23 protein-coding genes and 2 pseudogenes are annotated in these 24,987 nt (G+C 70.3%); 20 read left to right on the top strand and 5 right to left on the bottom strand.

Annotation, left to right across the window (positions count from 1 at the left end; all coding sequences use genetic code 11):
• Positions 1–42 precede the first annotated feature (42 nt).
• The 9 genes and pseudogenes from rfbA to LVQ62_RS08320 all read left to right on the top strand — a co-directional run bounded on the left by rfbA (position 43) and on the right by LVQ62_RS08320 (position 7,798).
• Positions 43–911 (top strand): annotated as a pseudogene (rfbA, locus tag LVQ62_RS08360) (glucose-1-phosphate thymidylyltransferase RfbA).
• Positions 911–1,513: a dTDP-4-dehydrorhamnose 3,5-epimerase family protein gene (locus LVQ62_RS08355; RefSeq protein WP_233767400.1), complete on the top strand. Its 603-nt coding sequence runs from the start codon at positions 911–913 to the stop codon at positions 1,511–1,513. The pseudogene rfbA and the gene LVQ62_RS08355 overlap by 1 nt, the downstream one beginning before the upstream one ends.
• 134 nt (positions 1,514–1,647) lie before the next feature.
• Positions 1,648–2,604 (top strand): ABC transporter substrate-binding protein, encoded by a 957-nt coding sequence (locus tag LVQ62_RS08350; RefSeq protein WP_233767398.1) that lies wholly within the window; start codon positions 1,648–1,650, stop codon positions 2,602–2,604.
• On the top strand, positions 2,594–3,553 hold the full coding sequence (locus LVQ62_RS08345) for an amino acid ABC transporter permease (protein WP_233767395.1): 960 nt from the start codon (positions 2,594–2,596) through the stop codon (positions 3,551–3,553). The genes LVQ62_RS08350 and LVQ62_RS08345 overlap by 11 nt, the downstream gene beginning before the upstream one ends.
• A pseudogene (locus LVQ62_RS08340) lies at positions 3,550–4,329 on the top strand (amino acid ABC transporter ATP-binding protein); the annotation flags it as partial. The gene LVQ62_RS08345 and the pseudogene LVQ62_RS08340, both read left to right, overlap by 4 nt.
• Positions 4,330–4,484: 155 nt before the next feature.
• Positions 4,485–4,808 carry a S24 family peptidase gene (locus LVQ62_RS08335; RefSeq protein WP_233767392.1) on the top strand — a complete coding sequence of 108 codons (324 nt, stop codon included), beginning with the start codon at positions 4,485–4,487 and terminating at the stop codon, positions 4,806–4,808.
• A gap of 147 nt (positions 4,809–4,955) precedes the next feature.
• Positions 4,956–5,360, top strand: a complete 405-nt coding sequence (gene sodN, locus LVQ62_RS08330; RefSeq protein WP_233767390.1) for a superoxide dismutase, Ni — start codon at positions 4,956–4,958, stop codon at positions 5,358–5,360.
• 175 nt (positions 5,361–5,535) lie between these two features.
• Entirely contained in the window at positions 5,536–6,429 is an 894-nt protein-coding gene (locus LVQ62_RS08325) for a MoxR family ATPase (RefSeq protein WP_233767388.1), read from the top strand.
• Positions 6,413–7,798 carry a VWA domain-containing protein gene (locus LVQ62_RS08320; protein WP_233767386.1) on the top strand — a complete coding sequence of 462 codons (1,386 nt, stop codon included), beginning with the start codon at positions 6,413–6,415 and terminating at the stop codon, positions 7,796–7,798. Before LVQ62_RS08325 ends, LVQ62_RS08320 begins: the two co-directional genes overlap by 17 nt.
• A 46-nt stretch (positions 7,799–7,844) precedes the next feature.
• On the opposite strand, the gene LVQ62_RS17510 is transcribed toward LVQ62_RS08320, so the two are convergent.
• Entirely contained in the window at positions 7,845–8,711 is an 867-nt protein-coding gene (locus LVQ62_RS17510) for a hypothetical protein (RefSeq protein WP_255696544.1), read from the bottom strand.
• Between the two features lie 414 nt (positions 8,712–9,125).
• A complete protein-coding gene (locus LVQ62_RS08310; RefSeq protein WP_233767384.1) occupies positions 9,126–9,974 on the bottom strand; it encodes an aldo/keto reductase in 849 nt (282 codons plus the stop codon).
• 93 nt (positions 9,975–10,067) lie between these two features.
• Here LVQ62_RS08310 and LVQ62_RS08305 point away from each other — a divergent pair, with 93 nt between their 5' ends.
• Positions 10,068–11,837, top strand: coding sequence for a biotin carboxylase N-terminal domain-containing protein (locus LVQ62_RS08305; protein WP_233767381.1), 1,770 nt, complete (start codon positions 10,068–10,070; stop codon positions 11,835–11,837).
• Positions 11,838–12,074: 237 nt separating this feature from the next.
• Here the strand turns inward: LVQ62_RS08305 and LVQ62_RS08300 are convergent, their stop codons facing one another.
• Positions 12,075–12,665 carry a TetR/AcrR family transcriptional regulator gene (locus LVQ62_RS08300; protein WP_233767379.1) on the bottom strand — a complete coding sequence of 197 codons (591 nt, stop codon included), beginning with the start codon at positions 12,663–12,665 and terminating at the stop codon, positions 12,075–12,077.
• A 144-nt stretch (positions 12,666–12,809) separates the two neighbouring features.
• Here LVQ62_RS08300 and LVQ62_RS08295 point away from each other — a divergent pair, with 144 nt between their 5' ends.
• Positions 12,810–12,995: a hypothetical protein gene (locus LVQ62_RS08295; RefSeq protein ID WP_179482171.1), complete on the top strand. Its 186-nt coding sequence runs from the start codon at positions 12,810–12,812 to the stop codon at positions 12,993–12,995.
• Positions 12,996–13,157: 162 nt separating this feature from the next.
• Here LVQ62_RS08295 and LVQ62_RS08290 read toward each other — a convergent pair whose 3' ends face one another.
• Positions 13,158–14,555, bottom strand: a complete 1,398-nt coding sequence (locus LVQ62_RS08290; protein ID WP_233767374.1) for an NAD(P)H-quinone dehydrogenase — start codon at positions 14,553–14,555, stop codon at positions 13,158–13,160.
• Between the two features lie 40 nt (positions 14,556–14,595).
• On the opposite strand from LVQ62_RS08290, the gene LVQ62_RS08285 reads away from it, so the two are divergent.
• Together LVQ62_RS08285 and LVQ62_RS08280 are read left to right on the top strand one after the other, a co-directional pair.
• Positions 14,596–15,429: a purine-nucleoside phosphorylase gene (locus LVQ62_RS08285; RefSeq protein WP_233767372.1), complete on the top strand. Its 834-nt coding sequence runs from the start codon at positions 14,596–14,598 to the stop codon at positions 15,427–15,429.
• Positions 15,429–17,063 (top strand): phospho-sugar mutase, encoded by a 1,635-nt coding sequence (locus tag LVQ62_RS08280; RefSeq protein WP_233767370.1) that lies wholly within the window; start codon positions 15,429–15,431, stop codon positions 17,061–17,063. Before LVQ62_RS08285 ends, LVQ62_RS08280 begins: the two co-directional genes overlap by 1 nt.
• A 4-nt stretch (positions 17,064–17,067) precedes the next feature.
• Here LVQ62_RS08280 and LVQ62_RS08275 read toward each other — a convergent pair whose 3' ends face one another.
• Positions 17,068–17,709: a hypothetical protein gene (locus LVQ62_RS08275; RefSeq protein ID WP_233767366.1), complete on the bottom strand. Its 642-nt coding sequence runs from the start codon at positions 17,707–17,709 to the stop codon at positions 17,068–17,070.
• 23 nt (positions 17,710–17,732) lie between these two features.
• Between LVQ62_RS08275 and deoC the strand changes: the two genes are divergently transcribed.
• The 7 genes from deoC to LVQ62_RS08240 all read left to right on the top strand — a co-directional run bounded on the left by deoC (position 17,733) and on the right by LVQ62_RS08240 (position 24,985).
• Positions 17,733–18,716 (top strand): deoxyribose-phosphate aldolase, encoded by a 984-nt coding sequence (deoC, locus tag LVQ62_RS08270; protein ID WP_233767364.1) that lies wholly within the window; start codon positions 17,733–17,735, stop codon positions 18,714–18,716.
• 5 nt (positions 18,717–18,721) lie between these two features.
• Entirely contained in the window at positions 18,722–20,179 is a 1,458-nt protein-coding gene (locus LVQ62_RS08265) for an aldehyde dehydrogenase family protein (RefSeq protein WP_233767360.1), read from the top strand.
• Positions 20,179–21,072, top strand: coding sequence for an aldehyde dehydrogenase family protein (locus LVQ62_RS08260; protein ID WP_233767358.1), 894 nt, complete (start codon positions 20,179–20,181; stop codon positions 21,070–21,072). The genes LVQ62_RS08265 and LVQ62_RS08260 overlap by 1 nt, the downstream gene beginning before the upstream one ends.
• Positions 21,073–21,308: 236 nt before the next feature.
• Positions 21,309–22,253: a glycerophosphoryl diester phosphodiesterase membrane domain-containing protein gene (locus tag LVQ62_RS08255; protein WP_233767356.1), complete on the top strand. Its 945-nt coding sequence runs from the start codon at positions 21,309–21,311 to the stop codon at positions 22,251–22,253.
• Complete coding sequence (locus LVQ62_RS08250; protein ID WP_233767354.1) at positions 22,240–22,881, top strand: DUF4129 domain-containing protein; 642 nt, start codon at positions 22,240–22,242, stop codon at positions 22,879–22,881. The genes LVQ62_RS08255 and LVQ62_RS08250 overlap by 14 nt, the downstream gene beginning before the upstream one ends.
• Positions 22,878–24,008, top strand: a complete 1,131-nt coding sequence (locus LVQ62_RS08245; protein WP_233767351.1) for a DUF4350 domain-containing protein — start codon at positions 22,878–22,880, stop codon at positions 24,006–24,008. The genes LVQ62_RS08250 and LVQ62_RS08245 overlap by 4 nt, the downstream gene beginning before the upstream one ends.
• The gene (locus LVQ62_RS08240; protein WP_233767349.1) at positions 24,005–24,985 is read left to right on the top strand and encodes a MoxR family ATPase; all 981 of its coding nucleotides are present in this window, start codon (positions 24,005–24,007) and stop codon (positions 24,983–24,985) included. Before LVQ62_RS08245 ends, LVQ62_RS08240 begins: the two co-directional genes overlap by 4 nt.
• Positions 24,986–24,987 lie beyond the last annotated feature (2 nt).

The raw sequence follows: 24,987 nt of genomic DNA, 5'->3' as shown, positions 1-24,987 counted from the left end.
CGACAACCTCCGCTCGGGGCGCGCCCGTTAGTGTCTGCGCCCATGAAGGGGATCATTCTGGCAGGTGGATCGGGCACTCGGTTGCACCCGATCACCCGGGCGATCAGCAAGCAGCTGATGCCGATCTACGACAAGCCGATGGTGTACTACCCCCTCGCGACGCTGATGATGGCCGGCGTCCGGGACGTTCTCATCATCACCACCCCCCACGACTCCGAGCAGTTCTCCCGGTTGCTCGGCGACGGCTCCCAGTGGGGGATCTCCCTCACGTACGCCGTGCAGCCGCGCCCCGAGGGCCTGGCCCAGGCGTTCGTGATCGGCGCGCACTTCATCGCCGACGACAGCGTCGCACTCGTGCTCGGGGACAACATCTTCTTCGGCTCCGGACTCGGCCGACGGCTGCGGGACCAGGCCGACCCCGATGGGGCGCGGATCTTCGCCTACCACGTGCCGGACCCCTCGGCGTACGGCGTGGTGGAGTTCGACGCCGACGGCCTGGTGCTGTCGATCGAGGAGAAGCCGAAGGTCCCCAAGTCGCGCTACATCGTGCCGGGGCTCTACTTCTACGACAACGACGTGGTCGAGATCGCGAGAGGACTGCGCCCGAGCGCGCGGGGGAGTTGGAGATCACCGCGATCAACGAGGCCTACCTGCGGACCGGCAAGCTCACGGTCACGACGCTGCCGCGCGGGACCGCGTGGTTCGACACCGGCACCTTCGAGGCCATGATGTCCGCCGCGCAATTCGTGCACGCCGTCGAGGCGCAGCAGGGCCTGAAGATCGGCTGCGTCGAGGAGATCGCCTGGCGTGCCGGCTGGATCGGCGATGAGGAACTCATGCGGCTCGGCGACGGGCTGACCAAGAGCGGGTACGGCGAATACCTCACCGCGCTCGTAGAGGAAGGCGTCTGATGCAGATCGAACCGCTGGCCATCGAGGGCGCGTACGTCGTGACCCCGCGGCAGTTCCCCGACGACCGCGGCGTGTTCCTGGAGGGATACCGCGGCGACCTGCTGGCCGAGCACCTCGGCCACGAACCGCGGGTGTTGCAGACCAACATCTCGGTGTCGTCGCGTGGCACGGTGCGCGGCATCCACTTCGCCGACGTGCCCCCGGGCCAGGCCAAGTACGTCACGGCGCTGCACGGGTCCTTCCTCGACTTCGTGGTCGATATCCGGGTGGGTTCGCCGACGTACGGGCGGTGGGAGTCGGTGCTGCTCGACACCGACGACCGGCGCGCGGTCTACCTGTCCGAGGGCCTCGGGCACGCGCTGATCGCCCTCGAGGACGACAGCACGGCGTGCTACCTGTGCTCCGCGGCGTACAACCCGAGCGGCGAGCACGGCATCCACCCGCTCGACCCGGCGCTCGGGTTGAAACTGCCCGCGGATATCACTCCGCTGCTGTCGCCCAAGGACGAGGCGGCGCCCACGCTGGCGGAGGCCCAGGAGGCCGGTCTGCTCCCGTCGTACGACGCGTGCCTCACGCATCTTCGGTCACTCACCGGCCGCTGATCGCCGGGCCGCCCGGGTCACGGGGTGATTACGACCGGCGCAGGCCGTGGAGCCTTTCGGTCAGGTGATGCCAGGATGTCGCCCTGGACCTGGCATGTCGCCAACGGATCCCACTCATGTTCCAGGAGACACAGATGACTCTGCTTCGCCACGCCACCACCACCAAGGTCGCGGCCCTCGGCTCCATCACAGCCCTCGGATGCCTCGCCCTGACCGCCTGCGGCTCGAGCTCGCTGGGCGGCTCCAGCTCCAGCTCCACGTCCGCGTCCGGCTCGTCCAGCACGACGCCGGCGGGGTCGAGCACCGCCACGCTGGACAGCGCGCTCGCCGCGAAGGTCCCGGCCGCGGTCAAGGCCAAGGGCACGCTGACCGTGGGCTCCGACTCTTCGTACGCACCGAACGAGTTCCTCGGCGCCGACGGCAAGACCGTGGAGGGCATGGACGTCGACCTCTTCACCGCCGTCGCGACCACGCTGGGGTTGAAGGTGAAGTTCCAATCAGCCGGCTTCGACACCATCATCCTCGGCGTCAACTCGGGTAAGTACAGCGCCGGGGTCTCCTCGTTCACCATCAACGCCGACCGCGAGAAGCAGGCGAACATGGTGAGCTACTTCAGCGCCGGCACCCAGTGGGCCGTGAAGAAGGGCAACCCCAAGAAGGTCGACATCGACAACGCCTGCGGTCTCAACGTCGGCGTCCAGAAGGGCACCGTCGAGATCGACGACCTGACCGCGCGCAGCAAGAAGTGCACGAGCGCCGGCAAGAAGCCCATCAACCAGGTCGTCGAGGAACTGCAGTCCAAGGTCACGGCCGACCTCATCTCGGGCAAGGTCGACGCGATGAGCGCCGACTCACCCATCACGCTCTACGCGATCAAGCAGACCGGCGGCCAGCTGCAGACCGCCGGTGCGCTCTACGGCACTGCCCCGTACGGCTTCGTGGTCCCGAAGACGCAGACCGCGTTCGCGGACGCCATCAGCTCGGCCCTGCAGGTGCTCGCCAAGAGCGGCGTCTACAAGAACATCCTGGCCAAGTGGGGCAACACCAGCGGCGCCGTCACCGACTTCGCCGTGAATCCCAGTGTCAGTTGAGACCGGTGACCGGCCGGGCAAGATCGACGCCCGGCCGGTCCGGCACCCCGGTCGCTACGTAGCGATCGTCGTCATCGCCGTGATCGTGGCGATGATGGTCAGTTCCGTCGTCACCAACACGCGCTGGGACTGGTCGTTCACCTACCAGATCATGAAGTACAATCCGGTGATCGACGGGCTCTGGCGCGGCACGATCGTCGGGACCGTCGGCGCGATGGTCATCGGGGTGGTCCTCGGCATCCTGCTCGCGATCATGCGTCTGTCGGACAACCCGGTACTGCGCGGTGTCGCCTCGGTCTACGTCTGGTTCTTTCGTTCCATCCCCCGGCTGGTGCTGCTGGCGATGTTCGGTAGCGGACTCGCCTACCTCTACCCGCAGGTCAGCCTGGGATTTCCGTTCGCCGAGCAGCTCGGCCACTTCATCGGGCTGAGCTCGAACGCAACGACGTTCGGGCACATCAACGTGGCGCAGGCCTCCAACGGGATCGTGATCGGAATCATCGGGCTGGGCCTGTCGGAGGCGGCGTACATGGCCGAGATCGCGCGGGCCGGAATCCAATCGGTGGATGTCGGTCAGCGTGAGGCGGCGCAGGCACTCGGGATGTCCTCCGGCAAGAGCATGCGCCGCGTCGTGCTGCCGCAGGCGATGCGGGTGATCGTGCCGCCCACCGGCAACGAGACCCTTGCGATGGTCAAGGACACCTCGTTGCTGTCCGCGATCCCGGTCATCGCCGAGTTGTTCTATCAGACCTCGCAGATCGGCAGCCACTCCTTCAAGATCATGCCGGGGTACATGGCAGCCGTGCTCTGGTACCTGGTCATCTGCTCCATCCTCGCGGTGGTGCAGATGTTCCTGGAACGCAAGTTCGGCCGCGGGATCGGCACGCAGCGAGCCGACGGCGGCCTACGAGCGCGGATGCTCGGCCTGGCCGGAGGAGGTCCCCGATGACCACGACCGACGCACACAGCGACAAGGCGATCGTACGAGCGCTCAACGTCACCAAGGCCTTTCACGGCAACGAGGTGCTGAAGGGCATCGACCTCGACGTGCATGAGGGGCAGGTCGTCTGCCTGCTCGGTCCCTCCGGCTCGGGCAAGACGACCTTCCTGCGGTGCATCAACCAGCTGGAGACGATCGACGGCGGCCGCATCTGGGTCGACGGCGACCTCATGGGCTACGACGACCGGGAGGGGCAGCTGCACCGCCTCACCGAGAAGCGGATCGCCGAGCAGCGTCGCGAGATAGGGATGGTCTTCCAGCGGTTCAACCTCTTCCCGCACAAGACCGCGGTGGAGAACGTCATGGAGGCGCCCATCCACGTCAAGGGCGTGGACAAGAAGACCGCGCGCGCCGAGGCACTCGCTCTGCTCGAGCGGGTAGGCCTGGGCGATCACTGCGACCACTTCCCCGCTCAGCTGTCCGGCGGACAGCAGCAGCGGGTGGCGATCGCACGGGCCCTGGCGATGAAGCCCAAGCTCATGCTCTTCGACGAGCCGACGTCCGCTCTGGACCCGGAGCTGGTCGGCGAGGTGCTGGCGGTCATGCGCGAACTGGCCCGCGACGGCATGACCATGGTCGTGGTGACGCACGAGATGGCCTTCGCCCGGGGCGTCGCCGACAAGGTGGTCTTCATGGACGCCGGCGTGGTGGTCGAGTCCGGCAACCCGCGTGACGTCATCGACCACCCGCAGCACGAGCGCACGAAGTCCTTCCTCAGCCGGGTGCACGCCGAGGAGGAGCACCGCGTGGAGGCGGTCACCGCCCTGGTCGGGCTGGAGGGCTCCACCGGCGGTGAGCCGTCTAGCGACGGGCGCCCGGCCCACGACGACGTGTCCGGACATTCGGGCGCATCCCCCACCGAGGTCGACTGACACCGACCATGCGCGGCCTGCCGCGGATCGGGGTGGCCGTCGTCCGCGGCCGCTCCATGGAGCCGACGTACGTCGAGGGCGACCGCTTGCTGGTCGCCTACGGCGTACGTCCGGCTCCCGGTCGGGCGCACGTGATCCGGCTGCCCGACGGGCCCGACGGCCCGCGACCGATCGCCGTCAAGCGGCTGACCCGACGCGAACGCAACGGCTGGTGGGCCGAACGGGACAACCCCGCCGAGGGGATCGACTCCTGGTCGGTCGGTGCCATTCCCGAAGACGACGTGCTGGCGAAGGTGCTGCTGCGCCTGCCTCGGACGCGCAGAGCACGCTGACCACGCGCGCCGGGTTCGGACGTCCGTCGATGCGACCACGTCGCAGCAGCCGGATCCCTTGGCCCGCCCCCGTGCCCGGCCGTAGGGTGGTTGCATCTGCACCCAGCCGCGCGTCACCGCGCGGCGACCGATGAGAGGGATGACTTGATGCTCCGCCGTTTCCTTGCCCCCACGATCGAGGTCAGCGCACACTGCGACCTGCCATGTGGCGTGTACGACCCCGCCCAGGCCCGTATCGAGGCCCAGTCCGTCAAGGCCATCTGTGAGAAGGTCGCCGACAACGACGACCCCGACTTCCGCATTCGCGCCGCGATCATCAAGGAGCAGCGCTCCGAGCTGGTCAAGCACCACCTGTGGGTGCTGTGGACCGACTACTTCAAGCCGCCGCACTTCGAGAAGTTCCCCCAGCTGCACACCCTCGTCAACGAAGCCACCAAGCTGGCCGGTGGCGGCGGCGGCACGAAGGCGACGTTCGATGTCGCCAAGGCCGACGAGCTGCTGGGCAAGATCGACGAGATCGCCGCGATCTTCGCGGAGACCAAGAAGGCCTGAGCTCCACCTGCTGACGACGAGGGTCGTCGCGCGCTCCACAGAGCGCGCGGCGACCCTCGTCCGGTTTCCGCCCTGCGAGTGTCCGCAGATCCGTGTGGACGGGTACACGAATCTGCGGACACTCGCGGATCGACCGGCCGCGGGCGCCGATGCGGCGTACGCGAGGATGGCCGGTATGACGACCCCGCACCCCGCGCTCGCCGGTGTCGACCAGGCGCTGCAGTCCCTCGCCGACGTCGAATACCTCGCCTCGGACGAGATCGCCACGACCGTCTATCTCGCCGAAGCCCTCGGCAAGCCGCTGCTGGTCGAAGGCCCTGCCGGGGTCGGCAAGACCGAGCTCGCCAAGGCCGTCAGCCGCGCGATCGGCGCCGACCTGATCCGGCTGCAGTGCTACGAGGGCGTCGACGAGGCCCGGGCGCTCTACGAGTGGAACCACGCGGCGCAGCTGCTGCGGATCACCGCCGAGCGCGACAGCCACGAACACGCCTGGGAGGACGTCAAATCTGACATCTTCGGTGAGGAGTTCCTGCTGCCGCGGCCCCTGCTCGCTGCGATCCGCAGCGAGGAGCGGGTCGTGCTGCTCATCGACGAGCTGGACAAGGCCGACGAGGAGATGGAGGGGCTCCTGCTGGAGATCCTGTCCGACTTCCAGGTGACGGTGCCCGAGCTGGGCACGGTGACCGCACGCCACCGGCCGTTCGTCGTCCTGACCTCCAACGCCACCCGCGAACTGTCCGAGGCGCTGCGACGCCGATGCCTCTTCCTGCACATCGACTATCCCGATCCGCAGTTGGAGGCCCGCATCGTCGGGCTGCAGGCGCCGGGCCTGGACGACACGCTGACGCAGACCCTGGTGCGCATCGTCGGCGCCCTGCGCGCCGGGTCGTTGCGCAAACCGCCGTCGGTCGCCGAGACCCTCGACTGGGCACACACCCTCGTGGCACTCGGCACGAAGGAGCTCGACCCGGCGCTGGTCCGCAGCACCCTCGGGGTCATCCTCAAACACCAGGACGACATCCGCGTCGCCACCAGCACGCTGGACCTGGACCGTGCCCTCGACGGCTGAGAGCGCGCTCGGTGACCGGCTGGTCGAGCTGACCACCTCGCTGCGCGACCACGGGATCCGGGTCGGTACGAGCGAGGTCGCGGACGCCGCCCGGATCGCCACCGCCCTCGGTCTGGACGACCGCATCCGGCTGCGCGGCGGCGTGGCCGCGGCGATGCTGCGTCGCGCCGGCGACCGGGAGGTCTTCGACCGGCTCTTCGATCTCTACTTCCCCGCCGCACCAGGCCGGCGCACGGTGGCGCGGGCCGCGTCGGTCGACGAGCTGCGCGACCAGCTGGTGCAGGCTCTGGCGGACGACGATGCCCAGGGTCTGGAGGATCTCGCAGCCGCCGCAGTCGATCTTCTCGGCGAAGTCGCGAACGGCGATGAAAAGCAGGGGTATTCGTCGGCTCAGACGATCTCCCGACTGCAGCCGCAGCGCGCGATCGCCGCCGCGCAGCAGCAGTCACGCGGGGCCCGCGGCGAGCACAGTGGGAGTGGTCAGGGTGGCGAGCAGCTGTCGGACCGGTTCGACCGCGAGGAGATGCGCGCCCGCGTCGCGGCCTTCCGCCGCCGCATCGAGGCCGAGGCGCTGCGTCGCAACACCCAGGTGCGATCGCGTGAGCGGGTGGCGCGGTTCGGGGTCGGCAGCGGCATCGAGCAGCGCAACTTCCTGAGCGCCGGCACGAAGGACCTCGACGAGCTCCGCCGCCACATCGACCCGCTGGCCCGCAAGCTCGCCGCCCGCATGTCCGCTCGCCGGGCGGCCGGGCGGGGCGAGATCGACGTACGCCGCACGCTGAGACGGTCGCTGTCCACCGGCGGCGTGCCGATCGACCCGGCGTACCGGGAGCGGCGCCGACACCGGCCGGATCTCATCGTGCTCGCCGACCTGTCCGGCTCGGTCGGCGCCTTCTCCACCTTCACCATGCTGCTGATGCAGGCCCTGCACGCGCAGTTCCGGAAGGTGCGCGCCTACGGGTTCGTGAGCAGCACCGCCGAGATCACCGATGTGCTGAAGGACGCCGAACCCGTTGCGCCGCTGGGCATTTGGGCCCGTCGTACGCGGGAGTTCACCGCTCACGGCACGAGCAGCAGCTACGGCACGGCGTTCCGCGGCTTCGTGCGCAGCGAGTGGGAGAGCATCGGTCCACGCAGCACGGTGCTCATCCTCGGCGACGCCCGGACCAACTACGGGGACCCCGGGGTCGCGCACGTCGCGGCCATCGCCGCCCGCGCGCGGCACGTCGCCTGGCTCAACCCCGAACCCGCACGGATGTGGGACACCGGCGACTCGGTCGCGGCGGCGTACGGCGCTGTCGTCGACATGCACGAGTGCCGCAACCTGGATCAACTCCGCGCTTTCGTCGCCCGGGTTCTCCCCGTCTGAGGTGTCCCGCCAGCCGTGCTGACGCAGTGCCCTGCCGACAGCCCGATCAGTAGGTGATGGTGACCGAGCCGTTAGTGGCCGTGGTGTTCGCCGCGGCGTTGTTAGCGTTGGTAATATTGGTGCCGGAGACACCAGCACCGCCGACGTAGTTGCTGCCACCGGCGCCGGCTCCACCGAAGAGCGCATAGCTCGTCCCCGTGATGACCGCACCCGCGCCGCCACCGCCCCCGGCATAACCGCCTCCACCACCGCCACCGCAGATGTTCGTCGTGCCGGCGTTGGTCTGAGCCGGGACATAGGCGCCTGCGCCGCCGTTGCCTCCGTTGTTACCGCCGGTCGCGTTATTTCCGCCGGCTCCTCCGACGTACCGGGTCGTCACAGTGCCGGTGCCACCATTGCCGGCAGTGCCTCCGGTCGCGCTAGTCGTGGCGCCACCGCCGACCGAGGTGTATTGGGAGTTGTCGCTGGTCAGAGTGACCGTCGTCGTGCCACCGGCAGTCCCGGTATTACCACCGAGACCAGTCGTTCCGGTGTACCCGGTAAGTGAATATGCGCCCGCACCGCCACCGCCGCCGGCCGCGACCAGGACGACGTTCGCAGAGGTGAGTATCGCGCTGCCACCGCCGCCGCCTCGACCTCGGTCATTGGTGCCCAGAGCTGTGGAAGACGAGCCGCCGTTGCCGTACCCGGCCCCACCGACCCCCAGGGCGGCACCAGCTGCACCGACGACGACCGTCAGGGTCGTTGCGGTCGTACCGGCGAGCGCAAGTGTGCCCGTGATGGAGGCACCGGAACCGCCGGCGACCGTGGTCGAGCTCGCGCCACCCGCGCCGACGACCGTGAACGTCGCGGACTTGTTGCCTGCGGGGATGGTGTAGGTGGTGCTGCCCGGGGTCGTGAACTGTCTTGTCACAGGCGGGCTCGCGGCCATCGCCGGCGCCGCAGCCCCCACGGCGATCACGGGCACCGTCCAGATGAGACCACCTGCGACGGCCCGACGGGATGGTCCGCGATGAACGCCGGCCCCCGACTTGTCCACGATCGTTCCTTCCACAGCTCTTAGGAGTTCCCCGGTCGAACGGTCATGGCCAACGCAAGCGTGTCACAGCTATCCCGCAATCAGCTATTCCAGTGCGCATCAGACATCATTCGTCACACCGCTGACGCCGGATTGCATCGCAGGGGTGTGCGGTGGATCACCCTCGCCCGCACCGGTGGTCGGGAGTTGGCTATCACCGTCGGGGGCAGGGACGACATCGAGGGGCAGGGAAATACCGTCACCTTTCGACGGCTTCCCCACCCCTCGGTGGCCTGGTGCTGCGGTCGGTCAGTTGAACTCGGCGGGGTCGGGGCCGACCCGACCACCCTGGTCCAGCCGCGCGATCGTGCTCATGTCATCGGCGTCCAGCTCGAAGCCGAAGATGTCGAAGTTCTCCTTGATCCGCGACGGCGTCACCGACTTGGGGATGACGACGTTGCCCATCTGGATGTGCCAGCGCAGGATCGCCTGAGCGGGCGAGACCCCCTTGGTGTCGGCGATCTTGCCGATGGTCGCGTCCTTCAGCAGCTCGCCGCCCTGGGCCAGCGGGCTCCACGCCTCGGTCACGATGTCGTGGGTCGCGTGGAAGTCGCGCAGCTCCTGCTGCTGCAGGAGCGGGTGCAGCTCCACCTGGTTGATGGCGGGGTACTCCCCCAGCTCGTCGTACACACGCTGCAGGTGCTCGATGTTGAAGTTGCAGACGCCGGCGACCTTGATGCGGCCGTCGTCGCGCAGCTTCAGCAGCGCGCGGAACGTGTCGACGTAGGTGTCGTGCTTCGGGGTCGGCCAGTGGATCAGGTAGAGATCCGGCTCGGAGCCGAGCTTGGCGACGGAGGCGTCGAACGCCTTCAGCGTCTTGTCGTAGCCCTGGTCGTCGTTCCAGACCTTGGTGGTCAGGAAGATCTCGTCGCGGGGTACGTCGGTCGCGGCGAGCGCGCGGCCCACGCCGTCCTCGTTGCCGTAGATGCGCGCGGTGTCGATCGAGCGGTAGCCCACCTCGAGCGCCGACGCGATGGCGGGCGGGGTGTCCTTGTCGTCCACCTGGAAGACGCCGAACCCCAGCTGCGGGATCGGGGTGGTGCCGGTAGCGGCGCGCAGGGCGACCGCGGGAACTGCAGTGCTGGTTGTGTCCGTCATGTGTGGTCCAACCGCGTGCCCCGGCTCTGTATGCCCGCGCGTCTCATCACCCGGACGACCCGGGTGTGCCTCATCCCACTAGAGTCCCGGACCATGGCTGCTGTCGAGAAGGTGCTGATCGCCAACCGGGGGGAAATCGCCGTCCGCATCGCGCGCGCGTGCAAGGACGAGGGCATCGCGTCGGTCGCGGTGTACGCCGATCCGGACCGTGACGCGTTGCACGTGCAGGTCGCCGACGAGGCACATGCCCTCGGTGGCGCGACTCCCGGTGAGTCCTATCTGGTGCAGGAGAAGCTGCTCGAGGTCGCGCGTACCTCGGGCGCCGACTCCGTCCATCCCGGCTACGGCTTCCTCGCCGAGAACGCCCACTTCGCCCAGGCCGTCATCGACGCCGGGCTGACCTGGATCGGCCCGTCGCCGCAGGCCATCGACTCCCTGGGCGACAAGGTGAAGGCGCGCCACATCGCGACCGCCGCGGGCGCGCCCCTCGTGCCCGGAACGAAGGAGCCCGTCAACGACGCCGACGAGATCGTCGCGTTCGCGAAGGAGCACGGCCTGCCGATCGCGATCAAGGCGGCGTACGGCGGTGGCGGGCGCGGCCTGAAGGTCGCCCGCACCATCGAGGAGATCCCCTCGCTCTTCGAGTCAGCGGTGCGCGAGGCCGTCTCGGCGTTCGGGCGCGGCGAGTGCTTCGTCGAACGGTTCCTGGACAAGCCGCGGCACGTGGAGACCCAGTGCCTGGCCGACGCGCACGGCAACGTCGTGGTCGTCTCGACCCGTGACTGCTCGCTGCAGCGCCGCAACCAGAAGCTCGTGGAGGAGGCGCCCGCGCCCTACCTCACCGACGAGCAGCACGCGGAACTGCTGCGTGCGTCCAAGGACATCCTGCGCGCTGCCGGCTACCAGGGGGCGGGCACCTGCGAGTTCCTCGTGGGGCAGGACGGCGTCATCAGCTTCCTGGAGGTCAACACCCGCCTGCAGGTCGAACACCCGGTCTCCGAGGAGGTCACCGGCGTCGACCTGGTCCGCGAACAGTTCCGACTCGCCCGCGGCGAGGAGCTGGGGTACGACGACCCGGAGCCGCGCGCCCACTCCTTCGAGTTCCGGATCAACGGCGAGGACGCCGGTCGCGGCTTCCTGCCCGCGCCGGGCACCGTGTCCCGCTTCGAGGCGCCGAGCGGCCCGGGCGTCCGGGTCGACTCCGGCGTGACGAGCGGCGACGTCATCGGCGGCGCCTTCGACTCGATGCTCGCCAAGCTCATCGTCACCGGCGCGACGCGGCAGCAGGCACTCGAGCGCTCCCGCCGCGCGCTGGAGGAGATGGTCGTCGAGGGCATGCCGACCGTGCTGCCCTTCCACCGCAAGGTCGTCAGCGACCCCGCGTTCGCGCCCGAGGGCGACACGCCGTTCACCGTGCACACCCGATGGATCGAGACCGAGTTCGACAACGACATCCCGGCGTACGACGGTCCGGCGGCAGAGGCCGCCGAGACGGCCCCGCGCCAGCAGCTCGTCATCGAGGTCGGCGGCAAGCGCGTCGAGGTCTCGCTGCCGGGCGACCTGCAGCTGGGCGGCGGCGGCGCTGCCCCAGGGCGGGCGAAGGCGCCCAAGCGCAGCCGTTCCGGCGGCGGTGGCGCTGCCGCTGGTGGCGATGCGCTCACCGCGCCCATGCAGGGCACCATCGTCAAGGTGGTCGCCTCCGACGGCGACACCGTCGCGACCGGCGACACGGTCGTGGTGATCGAGGCCATGAAGATGGAGCAGCCGATCACCGCGCACAAGGACGGCACCATCTCCGGCCTCACGGCCGAGATCGGCCAGACGGTCACGTCCGGCGCGGTGCTGGCCCAGATCACCGACTGACAGCCTCTCGCCCGCGCGTAGGCGCCATACAGGAAAGTGACCGCAGCGCCGACAGTCCACCTGTCCGCGTGCGCGCGGCGCAGGAAAGTGGCCGCAGCGCCGACAACCCACGCCCGGGCAGGCGGGGCAACGGCCGCGGCGCTCGTCGAAGCCGCATGAGAACCGCCACTCGCAGCGGCAAGCCGGCAGGGGCGAAGACAGGCGCAGGGACGCAAACGGTGCAGAGGCGAGACAGCCTCAGGCGAGGCTGGAGACCACCAGGGTGAGCGTGTCGCGCAGGTAGGTTTTGCGGTCCCGCGCCGACAGCGGCAGGGACGCCACCGCGACACCCTCGACGCTGGCCACGATGCCCTGCGCCCGCCGCCGGGGGTCGGACTTGCCCGATCGCTGCACCAACTCCTCCACGACGCCGACCAGCCCGTCGCGCCAAGCCCCCGACACCGACCGCAGTGAGGGCGTGCGCACCGATTCCAGATAGAGCTCGGTCATCGTGATCAGCAGATCGGGGCGACCCGACCAGCGCACGACCAGCTCGACTGTGGCCTCGATGGCCGGTGCGGGATCGCCGTTGGACTCCGGCAGCGCCTCTCCCATCCGGCGTACGTCGTCGGTCAACCGCTGGGCCACGAACGCAGTCAGCGCCGTCAGCAGTGCGAGCCGCGTGCGGAAGTAGACCGAGCAGGTGCCCTCGGGCAGGTCGGCCTCCCGGTCGACGGCCCGATGGGTCAGACCTCGCAGGCCGCCGCGGCCGACGACGGTGATCGCGGACTCCAGCAGGTGGGCCTGCCGCGCCGCCGTCCCCTCGGGGCGCCTGCTCTTCCTGGACACGCCCGCAGCCTCTCACGTCCGCCCATCGCCCCTGTGAGGCAGCACACAGGGGCCGCGCTTGCGGCGATTCCACTACAGGCGTAGTGTCAGGGACATGAGCACTACAGACGTAGTGATCAACAAGATCGAGACAGAGGCAGACTCATGAACGTTGTGAACATCGACCAGTTCTTCACCGGCACGATGATCATCGTCGCCGTCGCTCTCGTGGCCCTCATCGCCTGCGTCGGCACCTGGACCGTGCAGTTCTTCGCACGCAACCGCCAGCAGCGCGTCGCACAGCACAAGCCGCTGGTGACCTACTACCGCGGCCTGGCACTCGGCCACTGAGCCCCCTACTTCACCGCAACGGCGCACGTCCCACGACGGGACGTGCGCCGTTCGCATGCCCGGACGCCGATCTGCGCCGTACGCCGAGATATCCCTTCGGGAGGGTCAATCAGCCGGCAGACCCTCCGAAACCGACATCTCGAGGAGGGGCGGAGGTCAGGATCAGTAGTCGAGCGAGTGCAGCCGGCGCGCGGCCTCGGTGATCGACCCGGTCATCGAGGGGTAGACCGAGAACGTCGAGGACACCTGGTCGACCGTGAGCCTGTTCTGCACGGCCAGCCCGATGGGGAAGATCAGCTCCGACGCCTGCGGGGCCACCACGACCCCTCCGATGATGGTGTTGCTGCCGGGCCGGACCAGCAGCTTCACGAAACCGTCCCGGATGTTGCGCATCTTGGCGCGCGGGTTGGTCGAGAGCGGCAGCGTCACCAGCTTGGCCTCGACGCGACCCTCGTCGACATCGGCCTGTGAGTAGCCGACCGTGGCGATCTCGGGGTCGGTGAAGATGTTGGCGCACACGCCGCGCAGGTTCAGCGGAGCCACCGCGTCGCCGAGGGCGTGCGCCATCGCGAGGCGCCCCTGCATGGCCGCGACGGAGGCCAGCGGCAGCACTCCCGTGCAGTCGCCGGCGGCGTACACCCCAGACGCCGAGGTCCGCGAGACGCGGTCGACCACGATGTGGCCGGACTCGGTCATCTCGACCCCGGCATCCTCCAGGCCGATGCCGCGCGTCTGCGGGATCGACCCGACGGCGAGGAGCACGTGCGAGCCCTCGACCGTGCGACCGTCCTCGAGCGTGACGAGGACGCCCTCGTCGGTGCGTTCGGCCGACTTGGCCCGGGACCGGTTGAGCACCTGCATCCCGCGGCGGCGGAAGACGTTCTCGATGACGAGGGCGGCATCGGCGTCTTCGCCGGGCAGCACCCGGTCGCGTGAGGACACCAGCGTGACCGCGCACCCCAGCCCGAGATAGGCGTGCGCGAGTTCGGCGCCGGTGACTCCCGAACCCACCACGATCAGGTGCTCGGGCAGCTCCTTGAGGTCGTAGATCTGCTGCCAGGTGAGGATCCGATCGCCGTCCGGCTGCGCCGCCGGCATCGTGCGGGGTCGGGTGCCGACGGCGATCAGGGTGACGTCGGCGGAGATCTCCTCGACGCCGTCCTCGCTCTCGACCGTGACCTTCCCCGGTGCGCTGACCCGGCCGGCGCCGCGGCAGACCCGCACCCCGGTGCCCTCGACCTGGGCGCGGATGTCGTGGCTCTGCGCCTGCGCGAGCGCCAGGATGCGCTCGTTGATCTGGATGAGGTGGGCCTCGGCGTGCTGGTCCTCACCGGCACCCTCGAAACCGACGCCGAGGCGTCCGGCGGAGGCGAAACGCGACATGAAGTCGGAGGTGGCGATCAGCGCCTTGCTGGGCACGCAGTCGGTGAGGACGGCGGCGCCGCCCATCGCCTCGTTCTCGATGACCGTGACGGAGGCACCGGCCGCGGCGGCCACTAGTGCCGACTCGTAGCCCCCTGGTCCTCCGCCGATGATGGCCACGGTTCTCTGACGCGTCACGGGTTCATTTCACCACGCGGGACCTCGCTAGCCTGTGCCGGTGACGATCGCAGCCGACCTCGCAGACCCCGCCACCGACCCGTTCGAGGTCGCCCGCAGCGCTGCGGAGGTGATCGCCGAGGCCACCGGGAGCCCGCGCCACGACGTCGCGCTGGTGCTCGGATCCGGGTGGGGCGAGACCGCCGACCGCATCGGCGAGACGCTCGCCACCATCGCGAACACCGACGTGCCGGGCTTCACCGCCGCGGCCGTCAGCGGTCACACGGGCACGATCCGATCGGTCCGGATCGGCGAGACCGACCGGCGCGCACTGGTCTTCGGCACCCGCACCCACTTCTACGAGGGGCGCGGGGTGCGCGCGGTGGTGCACGGCGTACGGACGGCGGCTGCGGCGGGCTGTACGACGATCGTCCTCACCAACGGGTGCGGCGGGTTGCGGCGTGAGTGGGCGCCCGGCACCCCGGTGCTGATCTCGGACCACATCAACCTCACCGCGACCTCCCCGATCGAGGGCGCCAACTTCGTCGACCTCACCGACCTCTACTCCGCCCGGCTGCGCGAGCTGGCCCGCACCGTCGACCCGACGCTCGACGAGGGCGTCTACGCGCAGTTCCGCGGGCCGCACTACGAGACGCCGGCCGAGGTGCGGATGGCCGGCGTCCTCGGTGCGCAGCTGGTCGGCATGTCGACCACTCTCGAGGCGATCGCGGCGCGCCAGGCCGGGCTCGAGGTGCTGGGCATCAGCCTGGTCACCAACGCCGCGGCCGGCGTGAGCGATCAGCCGCTCTCCCACGCCGAGGTGCTGGAGGCCGGACAGGCCGCCGCGGCACGGTGCGGGGCGCTGCTCGCCGACGTCGTCGTACGGGCGATGTGATGACCTCCCTCGAGGATCAGGCCAGCGCCTGGATCGCCGACGACCCCGACCCGCAGACCCGCGCCGAGCTGGAGCAGGTGCTGGCTGACGTGCGGTCCGGCGACGACGACGCCGTGGCCGACCTGGAGGACCGGTTCTCCGGGCTGCTGCAGTTCGGCACCGCCGGCCTGCGCGGCGCGCTGGGTGCCGGGCCGGCCCGGATGAACCGCGTCGTGGTGCTGCGAGCGGCAGCCGGCCTCACGGCGTACCTGCAGGAGGAGCGCGGCGCACCGGACGTGACCGTGGTGATCGGGTACGACGCCCGCCACAACTCCGACGTCTTCGCCCGGGACACCGCAGCGGTGGTCGTGGCGGCTGGGGGCCACGCGATGGTGCTGCCGCATCCGCTGCCGACACCGGTGCTGGCGTTCGCGATCCGCGACCTCGGCGCGGACGCCGGCGTCATGGTCACCGCGAGCCACAACCCGCCGCAGGACAACGGCTACAAGGTCTACCTCGGCGACGGCAGCCAGATCGTGTCGCCGGTCGACGAGCAGATCGCCGACGCCATCACGGCGGTGCCCGACGCCGCGTCCGTGCCCCAGGCGCAGGACGGCTGGCAGACCCTCGACGACGGGATCGTGGCGGACTACCTCGACTCCGTATCCCGCGTCGTCACCCCCGGCGGCCCGCGCGCACTGCGGATCGTGCACACCGCGCTGCACGGCGTGGGGTCGCAGGTGGCACGAGATGCGTTGGCGCGCGTGGGTTTCCATGACGTTTACTCGGTCGCCGAGCAGGAGTCGCCCGACCCGGAATTCCCGACGGTGGCGTTCCCCAACCCCGAGGAGCCCGGCGCGATCGACCTCGCGCTCGACCTGGCCCGCGAGGTCGATGCGGACCTGGTCATCGCCAACGATCCCGACGCCGACCGGTGCGCCGTCGCGGTGGCCGACTCCGACGGATGGCGGATGCTGCGCGGCGACGAGGTCGGCGCGCTGCTCGGCGACCATCTGCTGCGCCGGGACTGGCCGGCCGACGCGGTGATGGCCAACTCGATCGTCTCCTCGCGGCTGCTCGCCGCGATGTGCGCGGCGCACGGTGTGCGGCACGAGCAGACGCTGACCGGGTTCAAGTGGATCAGCCGCGTGCCGGGCCTGGTCTACGGCTACGAGGAAGCTCTCGGTTACTGCGTCGACCCGACCCAGGTGCGCGACAAGGACGGCGTCAGCGCGGCTCTGCTGATGGCGGAGTACGCCGCGTCGCTCGCCGGCCGCGGCGCCACCCTGCTGGACGCGCTCGACGACCTCGCCGCGACGTACGGCCACCACCTGACCGACAGCTTCTCGGTGCGGGTGCAGGACCTCGCGCTGATCGGCGACGTCATGGCGCGGCTGCGCGCGACCACGCCGAGCAGCGTCGGCGGCCAACGCGTCGTGTCCGTCGAGGATCTGGCGCGCGGTGACGGCGGTCTGCCGCCCACGGAGGGGCTGCGCTACCTGCTCGACGACGACACGCGAGTGATCGTGCGGCCGAGCGGCACCGAACCCAAGCTGAAGGTCTACCTGGAGGCGATCGACGCCGACCGGGTGAGCGGCGAGAGCAGGCTGGGCGCCATCCGCACGGAGATGGAGCGCCTGACCGCCCCGGCGTGACGCGTCAGCCCAGGAGGCCGACGACGATCAGGACGACGGCCGCCCCGAGGCCGGCGATCCCCCACCAGGCGGGCTGCACGCGTACGCCGGTGTCTCCAGTGGCCTGCGGGGCCGACGCGGCCTTCATCTCATCGATGCTGGCGGCGACCGCGGCCGCCGACTGCGCGCGCTCGGGACCGTTGAGATAGGCACCGACGTCGATCGGCTGCTTGCGCTCGGCACGCGACCTGAAGTTGCCCATCCCCAGGCCGATCCGCTGTGCCCTCGGGACCCGGCGGCGCTGAGTGGTGATGGCCCACGATCCGTACCCCGCGCCGCCCGTGGTGACCACCTTCAGATTCCACCGGGACTGCGTGGACTCCACGGCAGCCCAGGGGATCTGCACTTCACGCACCAGGTTGCGGATCACGACCGCCTGCTCGGTGAGGACGACGCACGGGCGCACGAAGAGCACCCACGCGAGCAGCGCGACCGCGATCGGCCACGCGATGTCGACCGCGTGCAGCCGGTGCATCGACCAAAGGCCGAACACCAGGATCACGGCGCAGATCACGATCGTGACGATGCCGAGCACCATGGCCCCGGACTGCCGGAAGAGTCGGCGCTGATCTGTGGCGTCGGGGGTATGAGCCAGTCGGGACGGCATGGCGCTGACGGTACGCTGCGTCGGTGTCAGCAACCACTGCAACGTCGCAGGCGAGGGACCTCCTCGGGGTGTCCGCGCTGTCCAACCGATCCCTGCGCACCTGGCTGCACGGCCTGCCGCCGGTGGACCAGGTAGGGGCCGAGGCACGCGCTGCGGCCCTGGGCACGCGGTCGATCAAGACCACCAGCAAGGCGTGGGCGATCGACACGGCGATCTCGATGATCGACCTCACCACGCTGGAGGGGTCCGACACCCCCGGCAAGGTGCGCAACCTGTGCGCCAAGGCCCTCCTCCCCGACCGCGCCGACCCGTCGACTCCGCGGGTTGCAGCGATCTGCGTCTACAACGACATGGTGGGCGTCGCGCGTGAGGCGCTGGGCGACAGCGGCATCAACGTGGCCGCGGTGAGCACCGCCTTCCCGTCCGGCCGCGCCTCCCTGCCCGTCAAGCTCCTGGACACCCAGGACGCCGTCGCAGCAGGTGCCGACGAGATCGACATGGTCATCGACCGCGGCGCGTTCCTGTCCGGCGACTACCGCACCGTCTTCGACCAGATCGCCGCCGTGAAGGAGGTCTGCCGGAGCAACCCGGACCGGGCCGACGCGCACCTCAAGGTGATCCTCGAGACCGGCGAGCTCGCGACGTACGACAACGTGCGCCGCGCCTCATGGCTGGCGATGCTCGCCGGCGCCGACTTCATCAAGACCTCCACCGGCAAGATCTCGCCCGCGGCGACCCTGCCGGTCGTCCTGACCATGCTGGAGGCCGTCCGCGACTGGCGCGCGCTCACCGGCGCGATGGTCGGGGTGAAGCCCGCGGGCGGCATCCGCACCACCAAGGACGCCGTGAAGCATTTGGTCACCGTCAACGAGACCGCGGGACCGGACTGGCTCACGCCCCAGTGGTTCCGGTTCGGCGCGTCGAGCCTGCTGACCGACCTGCTGTTGCAGCGCCAGAAACTGCGCACCGGTGCCTACTCCGGATCCGACTACGTCACCGAGGATTGAGAGACATGCCAACGGGTTTCGAATACGCCCCGGCGCCCGAGTCGCGGGCGGTCGTCGACATCGCCTCCTCCTACGGGCTCTTCGTCGGCGGCGAGTTCGTCGACCCGGCCGACGGCGCATCGTTCAAGACCGTCAACCCGGCCACGGGTGAGCGACTGAGCGACGTCGCCGAGGCCGGCGCGGCCGACGTCGATGCCGCCGTACGCGCTGCCCGGAGGGCCTACACCCGGGTGTGGGGACCGATGTCGGGTGCCGAGCGCGGCAAGTACCTCTTCCGGATCGCGCGGATCCTGCAGGAGCGGGCCCGCGAGTTCGCGGTGCTGGAGACCCTCGACAACGGCAAGCCGATCAAGGAGTCGCGCGACGTCGACATCCCTCTGGCGGCGGCGCACTTCTTCTACCACGCGGGCTGGGCCGACAAACTGGAGTACGCCGGACTCACCACCAGTGCGCGCCCGACACCGCTGGGTGTCATCGGCCAGGTCATCCCCTGGAACTTCCCGTTGCTGATGCTGGCGTGGAAGATCGCGCCTGCGCTCGCGACCGGCAACACGGTCGTGCTCAAACCCGCCGAGACCACTCCCCTGACCGCGCTGCTCTTCGCGCAGGTGTGCCAGCAGGCCGACCTGCCCGCCGGGGTGGTCAACATCGTGACCGGCGCCGGCGCGACCGGCCAGGCGCTCACCGAGCACCCGGACGTCGACAAGATCGCCTTCACAGGCTCCACCGACGTCGGCAAGCAGATCGCGCGCACCATCGCCGGCACCCGCAAGCGCCTCACCCTGGAGCTGGGCGGCAAGGGCGCCAACATCGTCTACGACGACGCCGCGATCGACCAGGCCGTCGAGGGCATCGTCAGCGGCATCTACTTCAACCAGGGCCACGTGTGCTGCGCCGGGTCCCGGCTGCTGGTGCAGGAGTCGGTGGCCGACGACGTCGTACGCCGCCTGCAGCGCCGCCTCGGCACGTTGCGGGTCGGTGACCCGATGGACAAGAACACCGACGTCGGCGCCATCAACTCCGCCGAGCAGCTGGCCCGCATCACCGCGCTCGTCGGGGCCGGTGAGGCCGAGGGCGCGACCCGCTGGAGCGCGCCGTGCGAGCTGCCCGACCGCGGCTACTGGTTCGCGCCGACGATCTTCACCGACGTGTCGCAGGCCCACCGGGTCGCGCAGGAGGAGATCTTCGGGCCGGTGCTGTCGGTGCTCACCTTCCGCACCCCGGCCGAGGCGGTCGCCAAGGCCAACAACACGCCGTACGGGCTGTCGGCCGGCATCTGGTCCGACAAGGGGTCGCGGGTGCTCTGGACCGCCGACCGGCTGCGGGCCGGGGTGGTGTGGGCCAACTCGTTCAACAAGTTCGACCCGACGTCGCCGTTCGGCGGTTACAAGGAGAGCGGCTACGGCCGCGAGGCCGGGAGACACGGCCTGGAGGCCTATGTCGCGGCGGGGAGTGAGGACTGATGGCTCGGGTGGACGTGCGTAAGACCTACAAGCTCTACATCGGCGGCAAGTTCCCGCGCAGTGAGTCCGGGCGTTCGTACGCCGTTGTCTCACAGGGGCGTTCGGAGTCCTTCCTGGCCAACGCCGCGCAGGGCTCCCGCAAGGACGTGCGCGACGCCGTCGTCGCGGCGCGGGGCGCCTTCGCCGGCTGGTCGGGCGCGACCGCGTACAACCGCGGGCAGGTGCTCTACCGGGTGGCCGAGGTGCTGGAGGGCCGGCGCGAGCAGTTCGTGGCCGACGTCATCGCCAGCGAGGGCGTGACCCGCCCCCGGGCGGAGCGTCTGGTGGACGCCGCCAGCGACCGCTGGGTCTGGTACGCCGGGTGGCCGGACAAGCTGGCCCAGGTCCTCGGCAATCTCAACCCCGTCGCCGGACCGTACTTCAACCTGTCGGCGCCCGAACCGACCGGAGTCGTCGGCATCCTTGCGCCGCAACGCAGTTCGCTACTCGGGCTGATCAGCGTGATCGCGCCGGCCATCGTGTCCGGCAACACGGTGGTGGTGCTCACCAGCGAGGAGCGCCCGCTGCCGGCGGTCACCCTGTCCGAGGTGCTCGCGACCTCCGACGTGCCCGGCGGCGTGGTCAACATCGTCACGGGTCGCACCGCGGAGCTGGCTCCCTGGCTGGCGTCCCACCACGACGTGAACGCCGTCGACCTGACGGGCGCAGCGGACGCCGACGGGGTCGCGTGGGCCGATCTCGAGGCCTCGGCCGCCGACACGGTGAAGCGCGTGCTGCGCCCCGCGGGCGACGGGCCGGACGCTGTGGAGCCGGACTTCGCGCCCACTCCCAGCCTGCGTCGGATGCGGGCGTTCCTGGAGACCAAGACCGTCTGGCACCCCAAGGGCACCTGAGTGGGCCTCGCAGGCCTTATGGTTCGGCCATGAGTGACGGATGGGTGAGCCCGTCGGGGGGTCCGAACGGCACCGGCGAGCAGCCGGCGTACGGGACGCAGGCGCCCCCGCAGCAGCAGACCGGCGAGCGACCGCCCCCGCAGTACGGCGCGTACGGACCCGTCCCGCCGGCGGGGCCGCCTCAGGGCCCGCCGATGAGCGGCGGACCGCAGTACAGAGGGCCGCAGTTCCGGCCGATGGCCCCCAAGCCGGGTGTCGTGCCGCTGCGCCCGCTCACCCTCGGTGACATCTTCGGCGGCGCGTTCGCCACGATCCGGGGCAACCCAGCCGCAACCCTCGGTCTTGCGCTGATCGTGCATCTGATCGTGGCGGTGCCGACCCTGCTCATCACGCTCCTGCTGAAGCGCGTGGTCTTCCCGCACGGCCTGGACCTGTCGTCCAACAGCGATGCGGGAGGGTCCAACCCCGATCTGCTCAAGATCGATCTCATCGCCCCGGCGGCACAGATCTTCACCTACATCGGCAGCATCGTGCTCGCCGGGATGCTCATCGTCGTCGTCTCCGACGCCGTGCTCGGTCGGCGAATCAGCATGCGCGAGACATGGACCCGGATCCGCCCTCGACTGCGGCCACTGCTCGGACTCACCCTGCTGCTCGCCGTCCTGGGGCTGATCGTCGTCGCCGTCGCCGTCGGCATCGTCGTCCTGGCGGCCCTGACCGTCGGCACCGTGCTCGCGGTGATCCTGGGCATCCTGCTGGGCGTCGGGCTGGTGATCGGCGCCTTCCTCCTCAGCGTCCGGCTCATGATGGCCAGCCCTGCCCTGGTGCTGGAAGGCATCGGTCCGGTGCCCGCGATCAAGCGGTCGTGGGCCTTGACACGCCGGTCGTTCTGGCGACTGTTCGGCATCTCGATCCTGGCGTCGCTCGTCGCCGGAGTCGTGAGCTCGGTCGTCGGAGTGCCGGGATCATTGCTCAACCTCGGCGGTTACTCGACCGACGGGGTCGCCAGCGTGCTGCTGCTCATCGGCGGGCAGCTGTGGAGCGCCGTCGTGACCGCGGCTGTCGCGCCGTTCGTCACCGGCACCACCGGTTTGCTCTACATCGATCAACGGATGCGCAAGGAGGGCCTGGACGTGACCCTCATGTCCGCGGCCGCCTCCCGCGACGATGCACCTCGCTGACGCCACTCCCCTCACACCCGGCGGCGAGCAGGGCCGCGAGCTGCTGCGCCGCGAACTGTCCAAGAGCGAGTACCGGCAGCACAAGAGTCTGCTGCAGTCCGTATACGACTGGATCGCGTCCCGGATCGACGACCTCCTCTCCGGGAGCACCGGCACGCTGCCCTCGATCGCCTGGCTGATCGGTCTGCTGCTGGTGATCCTGGTCGTCACGCTCGCCGTCACCGGCCTGCGCCGCGGCCGGGTGCGCGCGCGCCGCCAGCCCGACGACGCGGTGCTCGGAGACCGCAGCATCTCGGCAGAGGAGCTGCGGGCCCGTGCGACCGCCGCCGAGCGTGCCGGTGACCTCGACTCGGCCACCCTCGACTGGTTCCGCGCGATCGCCGTACGCGGCGTGGAGCGTGCGCTGGTCGACCCGGCCCCCGGTCTGACGGCCGATGAGATCGCCAGGGTGCTCGGTGCGAGATTCCCCGCATCGAGCACCGGGCTGTCCGATGCCGCAACGGTCTTCGACGCCGTGCTCTACGGCGGCAGGACCGCCGACGCGGCGGATTGCGTCCGAGTGCGCGATCTGGACAGCCTGCTGGAGCGCACGCGCCCCGAGCCCCTTCGCACCGGTCAGCTCGCATGACGCGCGGTCGCCTGCTCCTGGCGTCGCTGGTGCTCGCCCTGGTCGCGGTCGCGGTCGTCGCGGTGCTCACCGCGGGTCATCGCAGCCAGCCGCTCGACCCCGGATCGCCCGCGCCGGACGGTGCCCGCGCGGTCGCGCAGGTACTGCGCTCGCAGGGGGTTTCCCTGCAGGTCACCCACACCGCGGCCGGCCTGGCGCAGCAGTCCGCAGGAGCGGACTCGACCGTCGTCGTCACCCGCGCCGGGTTGCTCGGCCGGGCGTCGCTGCAGCGCATCGCACGTGAGTCGGCGTCGGCCGGCGCCCTCGTGGTGGTCGCCCCGCCGGCATCAGTGCTGGCGGACCTGGGCCTGCCCATCCGCGAGGTGCCCGGAGAGGGCAGCGTCGACGCGACGCAACTACGTTGCAGCGCAGCCCCGTTCGCCGGTCTCGTGTTCGACGGCGGAGTGGGCCCCCGCTCCTACACCTCGACTGCCGGCACCGGATGCGTCCGGGTCGAGGACGGCGGCGACGCGATCCGCACGCTGCCGTCCGTGGCCGGCGTACGACCCGCCGTCATCGTCGTCGGGTCGGCCAAGATCCTGCGCAACGACGGGGTGCTGTCCGCCGACGACGCCGCGATCGCCCTGCGCGCCCTGGGCTCTCATCCGCGCGTGATCTGGGTGGCCGCCGACGACGCGCATGCCGACGCCTCTGCCACCGGCACGGGTGGCCCGTCACCCTGGCCGCGCTGGCTCGGACCCGGCATCTGGCTGGCCGCCGCGTGCGTCGTGCTGCTGATGCTGTGGCGCGGACGGCGCCTCGGCAGGCTGGTCAGCGAGCCGCTGCCGGTCGTCGTACCCGCCGTCGAGACCACCCGCAGCCGGGGTCAGCTCTACCGCCGGGCCCGCGACACCGCTCGTACGGCCGAGGTGCTGCGGATCGCGTCCCGGCAGCGGCTCGCCCACTACCTCGGGCTGTCACCCACCACCTCGCCGGCCGAGCTCGTCCGGGAGACTGCGCAGGCCACCTCGCGCGACACCCGCGAGGTGCACGACGTGCTCGTCAGCGGCCCGGTCGACGACGAACAGCAGCTCATCCGCACCGCACAGCAACTCCAGGACCTCGAGAGACAGGTACACCGCCCATGACGCAATCCACGTCGCTGCACGCCGACGCCGACCGCGCACGCCAGGCGATGGTCGACGTCCGCACCGAGGTGAACAAGGCTGTGGTCGGACAGGATTCGGCGATCGGCGGCCTCGTGGTGGCGTTGCTCGCGGGCGGTCACGTGCTGCTCGAGGGCGTGCCCGGCGTCGCCAAGACGCTGCTCGTGCGTGCGCTGGCGCGGTCGCTGTCGGTGCAGACCAAGCGGGTGCAGTTCACCCCCGACCTGATGCCCGGCGACCTGACCGGATCCCTGGTCTACGACGGGAGCTCGTCGGACTTCGTCTTCCGGCCCGGCCCGGTCTTCACCAACCTGCTGCTCGCTGACGAGATCAACCGCACTCCGCCGAAGACCCAGTCCGCGCTGCTGGAGGCGATGGAGGAGCGGCAGGTCTCGGTCGACGGCACGCCGCGTGCACTGCCCGCGCCGTTCATGGTCGCCGCCACCCAGAACCCGGTGGAGTACGAAGGCACCTACCCGCTGCCCGAGGCGCAGCTCGACCGGTTCCTGCTCAAGGTCGCCGTCGCGCTGCCCGACCGCCAGCAGGAGCTGATCGTCGTGCAGCGGCACGCCGACGGCTTCGACCCGCGCGATCTGGAGGCGGCCGGCGTACGCCCCGTCGCGAGCGCTGAGCACATCGCCGCCGGTGCACGCGCCGTACGCCGGGTGCGCGTCGCTCCCGAGGTCGCGGGCTACATCGTCGACATCGCCCGGGCGACCCGCACCTCCCCCTCGGTGGCGCTCGGCGTCAGCCCGCGTGGTGCGACCGCGTTGCTGGCCACGAGCCGTGCCTGGGCGTTCCTCGCCGGGCGCGATTTCGTGACCCCCGACGACGTACAGACGATGACCCGGTCGACGCTGGCCCACCGCATCACTCTGCGCCCGGAGGCCGAGCTGGAGGGCGTGGGAGCGTCCGCCGTGCTCGACTCGGCCGCCGGCTCGGTCCCCGTCCCGCGCTGACC

The sequence above is a fragment of the Allobranchiibius sp. GilTou73 genome, assembly GCF_021391335.1.
Taxonomy (GTDB): domain Bacteria; phylum Actinomycetota; class Actinomycetes; order Actinomycetales; family Dermatophilaceae; genus Allobranchiibius; species Allobranchiibius huperziae.
The sequence above is the reverse complement of the archived record's forward strand: the minus strand, read 5'-3'. Positions and strand labels throughout refer to the sequence as shown.

Bases quoted from the DNA above. Each gene is read 5' to 3' on its own strand.
- LVQ62_RS08355 (WP_233767400.1), top strand. From the start codon at position 911: ATGCAGATCGAACCGCTGGCCATCGAGGGCGCGTACGTCGTGACCCCG.
- LVQ62_RS08350 (WP_233767398.1), top strand. From the start codon at position 1,648: ATGACTCTGCTTCGCCACGCCACCACCACCAAGGTCGCGGCCCTCGGC.
- LVQ62_RS08335 (WP_233767392.1), top strand. From the start codon at position 4,485: ATGCGCGGCCTGCCGCGGATCGGGGTGGCCGTCGTCCGCGGCCGCTCC.
- sodN (WP_233767390.1), top strand. From the start codon at position 4,956: ATGCTCCGCCGTTTCCTTGCCCCCACGATCGAGGTCAGCGCACACTGC.
- LVQ62_RS08325 (WP_233767388.1), top strand. From the start codon at position 5,536: ATGACGACCCCGCACCCCGCGCTCGCCGGTGTCGACCAGGCGCTGCAG.
- LVQ62_RS08310 (WP_233767384.1), bottom strand. From the start codon at position 9,974: ATGACGGACACAACCAGCACTGCAGTTCCCGCGGTCGCCCTGCGCGCC.
- LVQ62_RS08305 (WP_233767381.1), top strand. From the start codon at position 10,068: ATGGCTGCTGTCGAGAAGGTGCTGATCGCCAACCGGGGGGAAATCGCC.
- LVQ62_RS08295 (WP_179482171.1), top strand. From the start codon at position 12,810: ATGAACGTTGTGAACATCGACCAGTTCTTCACCGGCACGATGATCATC.
- LVQ62_RS08280 (WP_233767370.1), top strand. From the start codon at position 15,429: ATGACCTCCCTCGAGGATCAGGCCAGCGCCTGGATCGCCGACGACCCC.
- LVQ62_RS08275 (WP_233767366.1), bottom strand. From the start codon at position 17,709: ATGCCGTCCCGACTGGCTCATACCCCCGACGCCACAGATCAGCGCCGA.
- LVQ62_RS08265 (WP_233767360.1), top strand. From the start codon at position 18,722: ATGCCAACGGGTTTCGAATACGCCCCGGCGCCCGAGTCGCGGGCGGTC.
- LVQ62_RS08260 (WP_233767358.1), top strand. From the start codon at position 20,179: ATGGCTCGGGTGGACGTGCGTAAGACCTACAAGCTCTACATCGGCGGC.
- LVQ62_RS08255 (WP_233767356.1), top strand. From the start codon at position 21,309: ATGGCCCCCAAGCCGGGTGTCGTGCCGCTGCGCCCGCTCACCCTCGGT.
- LVQ62_RS08250 (WP_233767354.1), top strand. From the start codon at position 22,240: ATGCACCTCGCTGACGCCACTCCCCTCACACCCGGCGGCGAGCAGGGC.
- LVQ62_RS08245 (WP_233767351.1), top strand. From the start codon at position 22,878: ATGACGCGCGGTCGCCTGCTCCTGGCGTCGCTGGTGCTCGCCCTGGTC.
- LVQ62_RS08240 (WP_233767349.1), top strand. From the start codon at position 24,005: ATGACGCAATCCACGTCGCTGCACGCCGACGCCGACCGCGCACGCCAG.